Source organism: Acidovorax delafieldii 2AN (assembly GCF_000175235.1).
Classification (GTDB): Bacteria; Pseudomonadota; Gammaproteobacteria; order Burkholderiales; family Burkholderiaceae_C; genus Acidovorax; species Acidovorax delafieldii_B.
In genome coordinates this window covers 1-10381 of record NZ_ACQT01000132.1, presented here as the reverse complement: position 1 = coordinate 10381, position 10381 = coordinate 1, and the positions used below count along the sequence as shown (strand labels likewise).

Here is a 10381-nt window from a genome sequence, read left to right as displayed (position 1 = left end):
GGGCGGGTGGTAGACCGGTGCCTCCAGCACTTCCGGGGGGCAAGTCCTGCACCGAAATCACCTGGGCTGGCGCCATCACGGTGAGCCAATGGCAAATGTTCTCCAGTTGGCGCACATTGCCCGGAAACGAGAACTGCTCCAGCCGGGCGAGCGCCGACTCGGCAATGCGCTTGGGCTCCACACCGAGCTGCCGCGCACTTTGCTGCAGAAAGTGGCGGGTGAGCATGGGCACGTCTTCATGCCGCTCACGCAGCGCGGGCAGGCGCAGGCGGATGACGTTGAGGCGGTGGAACAGGTCTTCGCGAAAGCCGCCTTCCTTGACGCGCCTTTCGAGGTCCTGGTGGGTGGCGGCGATCACACGCACATGGGCCTTCACGGCCGCGTGGCCGCCCACGCGGTAGAACTGGCCGTCCGACAGCACGCGCAGCAGGCGTGTCTGCAGATCGAACGGCATGTCGCCGATTTCATCCAGAAACAAAGTACCGCCCTCGGCCTGCTCGAAGCGACCGCGCCGCTGCGTCTGCGCGCCGGTAAAGGCGCCACGCTCATGGCCGAAGAGTTCGGATTCGAGCAGGTCCTTGGGGATGGCCGCCGTGTTGATGGCCACGAACGGGCCATCCGCGCAGGGCGAATGCTTGTGCAGCGCACGCGCCACCAATTCCTTGCCAGAACCCGATTCACCCGTGATCAACACCGTGACCTGGCTTTGGCTGAGCCGGCCGATGGCGCGGAACACGTCCTGCATGGCGGGCGCCTGGCCCAGCATTTCGGGGGTGGCGGCCTGGCGTTCTTCGGTGACTTCTTCGCGCTGGCTTTCGTCGACCGCGCGGCGGATCAGCTCCACGGCCTTGGGCAGATCGAATGGCTTGGGCAGGTATTCAAACGCCCCGCGCTGAAAGGCCGAGACGGCGCTGTCGAGGTCGGAATAGGCCGTCATGATGATGACGGGCAGGCCGGGCTGGAGTTCGCGCACCTTCTCCAGCAATTGCAGGCCCGAACCGCCGGGCATGCGGATGTCGCTTACCAATACTTGCGGGCCCTGCCGGGCGGGGTCACCCGCTGTGATGTCGGCCAGCGCATCAAGCACCTCGCGGGGGTGGGTGAAGCTGCGCGTGGGCAGGTTTTCACGGGCCAGCGCCTTTTCCAGGACGAAGCGGATCGAGGGGTCGTCATCTACTATCCAGATCGGCTTCATATGTTTTTCTTACCTTCGCTGTGGTTGCATGTCGGGGACCTCAGGGCAAGGGGATGAGGATCCGGAAGTCGGTGCGACCCGGCACGCTGTCGCATTCGATCAACCCGTGGTGGCGCTGCACGAAGGTTTGTGCCAACGTAAGCCCCAGCCCCGATCCGCCGTCCCGTCCCGACACCAGCGGGTAGAAAATCCGCTCCTTGATGGCATCGGGCACGCCCGGTCCGTTGTCGATGACATGCAATTCCAGTGCCAGCCGATAGCGCTGGCGACCAAACGTTACCTGCCGGGCAACCCGGGTACGCAACGTGATCACGGCGTCGCCCGCGGCAATGCGCTCGGCCAACGCCTGTGCCGCGTTCTGCACGATGTTCAGCACCGCCTGGATAAGCTGCGCTCGGTCGCCCCGGAACTCGGGAATCGACGTGTCGTAGTCGCGCTGCACCTTGAGACCCTGCGGGTGCTCCACCAGCACCAGGGAGCGCACGCGCTCGCACACCTCATGGATGTTGACGTCGCCTACCAGGTGCGGATGGCGGTGCGGTGCCAGCAGCCGGTCCACCAGGCTTTGCAGTCGGTCGGCCTCATGGATGATGACCTGCGTGTATTCCGAGAGCTCACGGCTGTCGAGCTCCATCTCCAGCAGCTGTGCAGCGCCGCGGATGCCGCCCAGCGGGTTCTTGATCTCGTGGGCCAGGTTGCGGATCAATTCCTTGTTGGCCTGGGCCTGGTCGCGCAGCCTCTCCTCACGGTCTTGGCGGGCCTGCTGCTCCAGCGGCCACAGCTCTACTAGGATCTCGCCCACCTGCTCCGCATTGGCCACGTTCACATGCACGGGCACGGGGTCCTGGTGCAGGCGCTTGAGGCTGGCCTCGTAGCGCAGCGCGGCGAAATCCTGGCCCCGGGCACCGGCGAGGGCCGTCTGGAGAAGCGCAGGGTCGGTAAAGAACGTGGAGAAATCGGCGCCTTCAAGGGTGCGGCGCGAAAGGCCCAGCGTATTTTCAAGTGCCGCGTTCGCAAACTGCACGGCCCCGTCCGGCTGCAGTACCGCGACGAGGGTGGACATCAAGTCCAGCGAATGAAAACGCTCTGTTTCAACGGAGGAAGGCTCAAGCACAGGGTGCGGCTTTCGGCTTATTTCGCGGCAGCGGCAGGCGCCAGTCGGCCCAGTTCGCGCCGGATGCCGGCGAGATCACTTTCGCTGCGCGCCAAGCTGGCCTTGAGTTCAGCCGTGCGCTCCATGTAGCGCTGCGGATTGCGCAGATCCAGGGCGTTGCGCTCGGGCGCGCCGTTGTTGTATTCCTTCACCAGTTCAGCATGGCGCGCTTCAGCCTTGCGCAGCTCAGCCTCAAGAATGGCGCGCGCATCCGCATCGCGGGCACGCTGGTCATTGCTGTCCACGCGCGGTGCACCGGCCGGCGAGGTGGCATTGGCGCCGGGCGCGGCCGCTGCCGATGCGTTGGGACGCGAGCCCTGCACCACGGTGACGTTGCCGCCTTCGACCAGTTTGCAGCCTCGTTCCTTGGCCTGGCTGGCGTTGTTGGTGTATTCGTTGCCGCAGCGGTAGATACGGTCTTGCGCCCAGGCGGCGGGGGCCAGGGCGGCGATGACTATCAGGGTGGTGAGCGTTTGTTTCATTCGGATTCCTCGCACATGCTGATGCAGGGGCGCAGTTGAGTATCCCCCAATCGCAGCGCATCGCCAATTCGGCAATGGCAGCCTTCACGGGCTTTGTCGCCTTTTGTATGAAGATGCCGCGCTGGTGGCTTGGTTCCTGAACTGCCCATGCGCACGCGCCCGCCCATGAAAAAAGGCGGCTCGCGCCGCCTTGGTTGCAATGGCCTGCGGGCAGGCAATTACAGCGAGTAGTACATGTCGTACTCGACCGGATGGACCGACATGCGAAAGCGCGTGACTTCGCCCATCTTCAGGTCGATGTAGGCGTCGATCATGCTGTCCGAGAACACGCCGCCCTTGGTCAGGAAGCCGCGGTCCTTGTCGAGAGCTTCCAGCGCCTGGTCGAGGCTGTGGCAGACGGTAGGCACCAGCTTGTCTTCCTCGGGCGGCAGGTGGTACAGGTCCTCGTGGCGGCTTCGCCGGGATGGATCTTGTTTTCCACACCGTCCAGGCCAGCCATCAGCAGAGCCGCGAAACCCAGGTAGGGGTTCATCAGTGGATCGGGGAAGCGGGCTTCCACACGGCGACCCTTGGGGTTGGCGACGTAGGGGATGCGAATCGAAGCCGAGCGGTTCTTGGCCGAGTAGGCCAGCTTCACCGGTGCTTCGAAGTGAGGCACCAGGCGCTTGTAGCTGTTGGTGCCAGGGTTGGTGATGGCGTTCAGGGCGCGGGCGTGCTTGATGATGCCGCCGATGTAGTACAGGGCGAAATCGCTCAGGCCGGCATAGCCGTCGCCAGCGAACAGGTTCTTGCCATCCTTCCACACGGACTGGTGCACGTGCATGCCGCTGCCGTTGTCGCCGTGGTAGGGCTTGGGCATGAAGGTGGCGGTCTTGCCGTAGGCATTGGCCACGTTGTGGATCACGTACTTCTGCAGCATGGTCCAGTCGGCGCGCTCAACCAGCGTGCTGAACTTGGTGCCGATTTCGTTCTGGCCAGCGCCCGCCACTTCGTGGTGGAACACTTCGACCGGAATGCCCAGGGATTCGAGAATCAGGGACATTTCAGCGCGCATGTCTTGCGTGCTGTCGACCGGGGGCACGGGGAAGTAACCGCCCTTGACCGTGGGACGGTGGCCGCGGTTGCCGCCTTCGAGCTTGGCACCGGTGTTCCAGGGTGCTTCGTACTCTTCGATTTCGTAGAAGGTGTTATTGGGTTCGGTGCTCCAGCGCACGCCGTCGAAAATGAAGAACTCGGGTTCAGGACCGAAGAAAGCGGTGTCGCCGAGGCCGGAGGCCTTCAGGTAGGCTTCGGCGCGCTTGGCCACGGAGCGGGGATCGCGGTCGTAGGCCTTGCCGTCGCTGGGCTCGATCACGTCGCAGGTCAGGATCAGCGTCGTTTCTTCGAAGAACGGGTCGATGTTGGCCGAGTTCGGGTCAGGAATCAGCTGCATGTCGGAGGCTTCAATGCCCTTCCAGCCTGCGATCGACGAGCCGTCGAAAGCGTGGCCCGAGATGAATTTGTCTTCGTCGAAATGCGAGACGGGCACCGTGGTGTGGTGCTGCTTGCCACGGGTATCGGTAAAGCGGAAGTCCACGAATTTGACTTCGTTTTCCTTCACCAGCTTCATCACGTCTGCAACGGTCTTGGCCATCAGGTTCTCCTGGGTAAAGCGCTTGTTAAAAAAATATGCCGAACAAAAAGCAGTTTGCGTGCCAGGCAGGTGCGCCACCCGCACTCGCAAGGAGCGCCCACTGCATGGACCATGACGTTTCCACCCAGTCATCACCAAAACAGTGCAGGCACACTCCCGGATGATCTGGTTATAGATTTCGCACCATTTCGGGGCCGCAATTTGCACCAACACGGTGCAATCCTGCCTGAAGGTCTTTCCACGCCGCCGGAACATCCGCCGCCGGACCTTTCACGCCCAATTCTATGTGGCGCCCGTATTGTGGATGATCGACGCTGGGCAGACTGAACACCCGTATGGCCGGATGCTGCTGTTCGATGCGTTCCATCAGCGGCGTGAGCACGGCTTCGAGGGCGCCGTACACAATAACCGACTGCTCTGTCTGCGGAGCCTTGTTGAACAGGTGCGCGTAGTACCGGTCCAGCACCCACTCGATCATGGGCCAAGCCATGACCGGAAAGCCCGGCACGAAGTGCACTGCACCACCGGCTGCACCATCGCAGCTGAACCCCGGAATCTTGTTGTACGGATTGGGGATGATGCGGGCCCCCACGGGAAACACTCCCATGTTGAGGCGGTGCACGTTGTCCGGCCGGTCCGCCTCATAAGGCACGCCCTGCTCGCGTGCCGTGTCCTGCATGCGCTCCCGGATCAGCGCCTCGGCTTCAGGATGCAACGCCAGTTCGGCACCCAGAGCTCGCGCGGCGCACTGGCGGGTGTGGTCATCGGGCGTGGCACCAATGCCGCCGCATGAAAACACCACATCCCCAGACGAGAAGGCTCGGCGCAGCGTGGCGGTGATGCGCGCGGGATCATCCCCCACGTAGTCCGCATACGACAACGCCAGGCCCCGTGCAGCCAAGAGGTCGATCACCTTGGGCATGTGCTTGTCTACCCGCTTGCCGGAAAGGATCTCGTCGCCAACGATGATCAGGCCGAACTGTGAACTCATGGCTTTATTTCTCCGAAGAAGGGGCACCAGGGCCTTGGCCTGGGCCGTCCGTAGTGACAGCGCTGCGCTGATTGTCCACCACCGCACGGGGGGGCTGCTGCACGCCGCGTTTCGAGCGCAGCTGCTCCAGCGCAGCCAGGCAGTAGTGGGCAAACCACAGCGACGAGAAGGCAAAGACCAGCGTGTAGATCCAGATGGCCAGGGGCACCAGGACAAAGAAGAATGCGGCAAAAACCACCCCCGATGCCCAGACAAGGCTGGGTGCAGCACCCATGTAGCCGGTCAGCACCCCCATCGCAAGCAGGCGCCCCCGGTGCCGAAGCAAGAGTTCGCGCCGCTCGTCCTTGCTGGCGTGTTCGGCCAGCACGTCGAACGCCATGACCCGGTAAGTCAGCCAGCCCCAGATCAGGGGCGGTAGCACCAGCACGAGGGGCGGCACCAGCCACAAGGGCACCGACACTACGAGCGCCATCACCGCAAGGACAGTCGACCCGAGGGACCACAGAGCACTGGCCCAGAAAGCCGCGCCCTTCTTGCGTTCAAGGAGCGGGAACCGGCGCTGTGCGACCAGTGACACCAGCGCAGGCGTCATCAGAAGAGAAACCACCAGCAGAGCGAACATCACCAGCACCGGGGTGGCCACCACAACCACGGCCAACGGCGCCATCGCCGCGGTGAGGTCGCCCGCGCCCCAGGCCTGCAGCCAGCCCTGGAAGGAAACCAGCAGCGAGGAAGCTCCCAGCAGCGCCCGCATGCCCGCGACAGCGCCGTCCCAGTAGAAATAGCCCAATATTGCGCCCAGCACCCCGATCAGCAGCAGCGGCGCGACCGACAACAGGATCACGCGCGGGCGCAGGCAATACACTGCCGCGCGCCAAAAAGAGTCCGCCAGAAGTCCCATGCCAGCGAGCATACCCCTTGGCGCGGTGCACGGCTTTGATCTGAACGTTGTCCGCAAGACGCAGCGCCGATGCCCACTGCTTGGCAACTATCCGTGGGCGAGCAACCGCTCTGCCCCAACGAGGGCCGCCCTCTTCGCCGGCGTGCGCAAGTCGGCGCGCAAGCGCCAGCGTGTCAAGCCTTCCCCATCAGCCGCAACACCCCCTGCCATTGCTGCGACCAAAATCCATGGCCGTAGTCCCGGACATGTCCTTGCGCATCAGGCTCCACCTGGTCCCGCACGCCCGTGGGGTCGTAGCGCAGGGTGAAGTCTGCAGTGCCGAAAACCATGTCCCACCACGGCAACAGCACGCCAAAGTTATGCCCACCCAGCACGGACTTGCGCTCGAGCAAAGGCGGTAAATCCGTTTGCGCACCACCGCCCGGCGCCGCCGAAGGCAAGGTTTCGTGACCAAAACCTATGCTGTGGTGCCGCCGATGGAACCGGGGACTGATCCACAGGCGCTCTCCCCAGCGGCCAAACCAGATACGCACGTTGGCGTGCTGGAAGCTCTCACTCAACTGCGTGATCGCCACGATGGCGATGAACTGGCCGGGAGCAACGCCGATGGCTTGCGCCACGACGACCAGAAGCGAATCCCGCAGGATGTCGTCCAGCAGGTGGTTGCGGTTGTCACTCCACATCGTCATCTGGCGCTGCGCGTGGTGCAGAGAATGCAGACGCCACCACCATTCGAAATGGTGCTGGCCCCGGTGGATCCAGTAATCCACGAAATCAAAAACCACCAGATACACCAGCAAGCTGACCCAGGGGATATCCGTGACACCGGGCCAGATGCCATCGAGCTGGAACGTGCTGATTCCCGCCACTCGCAACGCACCAAAAAACCGGTCGGACAACGGGTCAATCGCAAAGAAAAGCGCCACCCGGAACAAACCCAGTCGGTGCAGCAGGGTGTAGAGCACGTCGGTGCGCACGGTGGCACGGTCGGTGATGGGCTCGACAGGGCGCCAATACTGCAAAGGCCCGAACACCAGCACGATCACGACAAGCTGCAGCAAACCCACCAACAGCCAGCCCGTGGCCACATACCCGTTCTCGAGCAGGTTGCCCAATCCCAGCGCAAACAGCAGGGGCTGCAAAGTGGACTCGAACAGCCACTGCTGCGCTGCATTGAATGTGTCCGCCCACCAATCCATCATGTCGTCCCTCTGTCGGTGTCTTGAATCAGGAGTAAGCGTGTTGGGCAACGACCTACGCCGTCACTCATCGCGAGGGCCCCGCTGCGTAATCAGGATGATCGCGCAGGGTGCGAAAACAAAACCCCTGCGCCTTCAAGCCGACGATCAGCGGCTCGAGCACGGCAGGCGCCCACGCATCCTTGCGCGACCAGATCCCCAGGTGTGCCATCAAAATGTCGCCGCTGCGAATGCTGTGCAGGGCCTTGCGCAGCAGGGCTTCGTTGCTGAATTTCTCGCTGGGCAGTTCGTCGCCCAGGAACCCGGCAGTAGCCCAGCCCACATGGGTGAATCCGCAGGATTTAGCGCTTGCCAGCAACTGCGGTGAAGTCTTGCCACCGGGCGCCCGAAAAAGGGGCAATGGCTTTTGCCCCGTGAGCGTCTGCAAGCGGGCGGCCGCGTGGGCAAGCTCATCGCAATAGTCTCGGGCCACCATGGTGAACTCCTGGCCTTGGCGCGGCCCTGCCGACGGCCGCACACGAAACGCGGGGGCATCGGCAGTCCCCAGGTCGCCACGCCAGTACACATGATTCCACGTATGTGAAGCAAAGGCATGGCCTTCGGCACCCCGTGCGCGCCACCAACCCGACCAGTACGCCCCCAGGCTGCCATCGCCCTGGCGGGTAGGCTCGTGCGCTGCAAAAAAGGTAACCCGTACCTGCTGGCGCCGCAACACTTCGGCGATCAGCGGGGCCACCTCCATGTGGCCCGTGTCGAAGGTGAGGTACAGAGGTTTTTCGCAGTCGTTTTCGGTTGCGGCGCTTATATTGAAAACGCAAGCAGCTATCAATATAGAAGCAACCGCCGCTCCACGTATGGCGCGCGTTAGACCCCCGGTCATTCGGTCACCGCGGTGCGTGCTGCAGCGTCCATACGCCGTGGGGCGACTTCCCGACGGCCACTTGCCGCACCACCTTGCCGGCCTGGGTGTCCACCACCGAAAGCTTGCGCGCCCAACGCGAGCTCACGTAGATCCAGCGGCCATCGGCGGACACGTCCATGCAGTCGGGTCCACCGGGCACGGGGTAGTTCGCCACCACTTCCTGGGTGGTCATATCGATCTTGCTGATGGTGTTGGCCACCCGGTTGCTGACGTAGAGGTGGCGACCGTCTCCCGCAGCCCGAAACGCATGGGCACCGTTCCCAGTGGGAATTTTCTTGATGCTGCGCGGCTCACGCCCCGAAATATCGAACACCTCGACGCCGTCACCCCCTGTCAGGCCGATGAACAGCCGTCGATCATCTCCACTGCCATACACGTCTGCGGGCATGACCCCCGTCTTTGTCCGCCATTTGATGGTTTGCGTCGCAATGTCCATGGCGACGAGTTCGTCGCTGTCCTGCATCGTCACATAGACCGTTGCACTGCGGCTGTCTATCCACATGTGGCTGGGCGTGCGGGAGGTGGCAACCCGCTGCACCAGCGTGGGCTCCTTCCCGTCCCAGCGATAGAAATCCACATGGTTGAGCCGGTTCGCCGCAGTGATAAGCCACTTCATGTCGGGAGTGAAGCGCAGGTGGTAGGGATCGACGATACCCCGCACGGTTCGCTGGACTTCGGCCGTACGCGGGTTTAGAAAAGTCAAGGTGTCACCCAGCGCGTTCGCGACAATCAGCGATTTCTCATCCGGAGTGAGATAAAGGTGGTGCGGCTCTTTTCCCGTAGGGATGCGCATGGTTTCCGTCCACGCCACCGGATCGATCACACTGACGTTGGCCTCCAGCGAATTGAGGACGAAAACCGGGGGGGCCGAAGGGGCCGCATTTCCAATGGACAGAGCAAACCAGGCCAGTGCCGCGCCAAAGCGCGCAGGAATTGAAATCTTCACGAAACACCACTTTCAAAGCAGACAGGGAGTTTAGCGCCCCATGCCCCGCGTGCCACTGACGTGTTGGCAACAAGATGCGAACCGCTGGTCAAGCGCACGCGAGCAGGATTACCCGAACGGGAAAGCTCCACCCAACCGCTGGTCTCAGGACGCCGGGGTGAGTTTATGAAGGTCCGCGTCGGACAACCACAACCACTGTCCGGGTGCGAGGTCGGCGGGCAGGTCGAGCGTGCCTATCCTCGACCGATGCAATGCCTCTACGCGGTTGCCTACCGCGGCCAGCATTCTCTTGACCTGGTGGTATTTGCCCTCCGTCAGGGTCAGCGAAAGTCGATGGCTGTCCACCACAGAACAGGCCGCCGCCCGCACCGGTTTGGGGTCATCATCCAACACCACCCCTGCCAGCAGAGCGGCGATTTGGCGCTCGTCCACCGGATGCTTGGTCGTCACTTGGTATACCTTGGGAACGTGTTTCTTGGGAGAACTCATCCGATGGATGAACTGCCCATCGTCACTCAACAGCAAGAGGCCTGTGGTGTCCTGGTCGAGCCGTCCGACCGCTTGAACTCCCTGAATCGCCCCCTTGCACGGGCGCTGGCGCAGCGGGGCCGGCAGCAAGGTGTAGATGCTCGGATAAGTCGATGGTTTTTGCGAGCATTCTGTACCTGCCGGTTTGTGCAACATGATGTAGGCTTTGGCATGGTAGGGCCAGAGCACACCTTGAACTTTCAAACGCAGGTCATCAACATCGAACTCAGCAGAAGCCTCGGTGCACGCACTAAAAGCGGCATCAGGGTCGCCACTGGCGGTTTCGACCCAGCCCTGCTGGACCAAGCCGGCACAAACACGTCGAGTACCGAACCCTTGCGAATACAGAATATCTTGAAGTTGCATTGCCGGTGTATCCAAGAGGACGCTCTCAAGCAGAGGGAAGTCTGGTATCTGCGCTTTTTGCGCGT

General features: G+C 62.7%; 9 protein-coding genes and 1 pseudogene. All 10 read right to left on the bottom strand.

Annotation, left to right across the window (positions count from 1 at the left end):
- Window positions 1–1195 (bottom strand): nitrogen regulation protein NR(I) (gene ntrC, locus ACDELDRAFT_RS14850; protein WP_005798227.1); only part of this gene is annotated, 1195 nt, incomplete at its 3' end.
- Window positions 1196–1235: 40 nt separating this feature from the next.
- Complete coding sequence (glnL, locus tag ACDELDRAFT_RS14845; protein WP_005798226.1) at window positions 1236–2258, bottom strand: nitrogen regulation protein NR(II); 1023 nt, start codon at window positions 2256–2258, stop codon at window positions 1236–1238.
- Window positions 2259–2326: 68 nt separating this feature from the next.
- Window positions 2327–2830 (bottom strand): hypothetical protein, encoded by a 504-nt coding sequence (locus tag ACDELDRAFT_RS14840; protein WP_005798224.1) that lies wholly within the window; start codon window positions 2828–2830, stop codon window positions 2327–2329.
- A gap of 218 nt (window positions 2831–3048) precedes the next feature.
- Window positions 3049–4463, bottom strand: a pseudogene (gene glnA, locus ACDELDRAFT_RS14835) (type I glutamate--ammonia ligase).
- A gap of 169 nt (window positions 4464–4632) precedes the next feature.
- Entirely contained in the window at window positions 4633–5454 is an 822-nt protein-coding gene (locus ACDELDRAFT_RS14830) for a competence/damage-inducible protein A (protein WP_005798221.1), read from the bottom strand.
- 4 nt (window positions 5455–5458) lie between these two features.
- Window positions 5459–6367: an EI24 domain-containing protein gene (locus tag ACDELDRAFT_RS14825; protein WP_005798220.1), complete on the bottom strand. Its 909-nt coding sequence runs from the start codon at window positions 6365–6367 to the stop codon at window positions 5459–5461.
- A gap of 161 nt (window positions 6368–6528) precedes the next feature.
- A complete protein-coding gene (locus tag ACDELDRAFT_RS14820) occupies window positions 6529–7554 on the bottom strand; it encodes a sterol desaturase family protein (protein ID WP_040329375.1) in 1026 nt (341 codons plus the stop codon).
- Window positions 7555–7621: 67 nt separating this feature from the next.
- Entirely contained in the window at window positions 7622–8434 is an 813-nt protein-coding gene (locus ACDELDRAFT_RS14815) for a polysaccharide deacetylase family protein (RefSeq protein WP_005798218.1), read from the bottom strand.
- 4 nt (window positions 8435–8438) lie between these two features.
- Window positions 8439–9386 carry a YncE family protein gene (locus ACDELDRAFT_RS14810; RefSeq protein WP_232504782.1) on the bottom strand — a complete coding sequence of 316 codons (948 nt, stop codon included), beginning with the start codon at window positions 9384–9386 and terminating at the stop codon, window positions 8439–8441.
- Window positions 9387–9566: 180 nt separating this feature from the next.
- The gene (locus tag ACDELDRAFT_RS14805) at window positions 9567–10316 is read right to left on the bottom strand and encodes a 16S rRNA pseudouridine(516) synthase (RefSeq protein WP_005798216.1); all 750 of its coding nucleotides are present in this window, start codon (window positions 10314–10316) and stop codon (window positions 9567–9569) included.
- Window positions 10317–10381 lie beyond the last annotated feature (65 nt).

Excerpts from the sequence above, each read along its gene's own strand:
- glnL (WP_005798226.1), bottom strand. The coding sequence starts at position 2,258 with ATGTCCACCCTCGTCGCGGTACTGCAGCCGGACGGGGCCGTGCAGTTT.
- ACDELDRAFT_RS14840 (WP_005798224.1), bottom strand. The coding sequence starts at position 2,830 with ATGAAACAAACGCTCACCACCCTGATAGTCATCGCCGCCCTGGCCCCC.
- ACDELDRAFT_RS14830 (WP_005798221.1), bottom strand. The coding sequence starts at position 5,454 with ATGAGTTCACAGTTCGGCCTGATCATCGTTGGCGACGAGATCCTTTCC.
- ACDELDRAFT_RS14825 (WP_005798220.1), bottom strand. The coding sequence starts at position 6,367 with ATGCTCGCTGGCATGGGACTTCTGGCGGACTCTTTTTGGCGCGCGGCA.
- ACDELDRAFT_RS14820 (WP_040329375.1), bottom strand. The coding sequence starts at position 7,554 with ATGGATTGGTGGGCGGACACATTCAATGCAGCGCAGCAGTGGCTGTTC.
- ACDELDRAFT_RS14815 (WP_005798218.1), bottom strand. The coding sequence starts at position 8,434 with ATGACCGGGGGTCTAACGCGCGCCATACGTGGAGCGGCGGTTGCTTCT.
- ACDELDRAFT_RS14805 (WP_005798216.1), bottom strand. The coding sequence starts at position 10,316 with ATGCAACTTCAAGATATTCTGTATTCGCAAGGGTTCGGTACTCGACGT.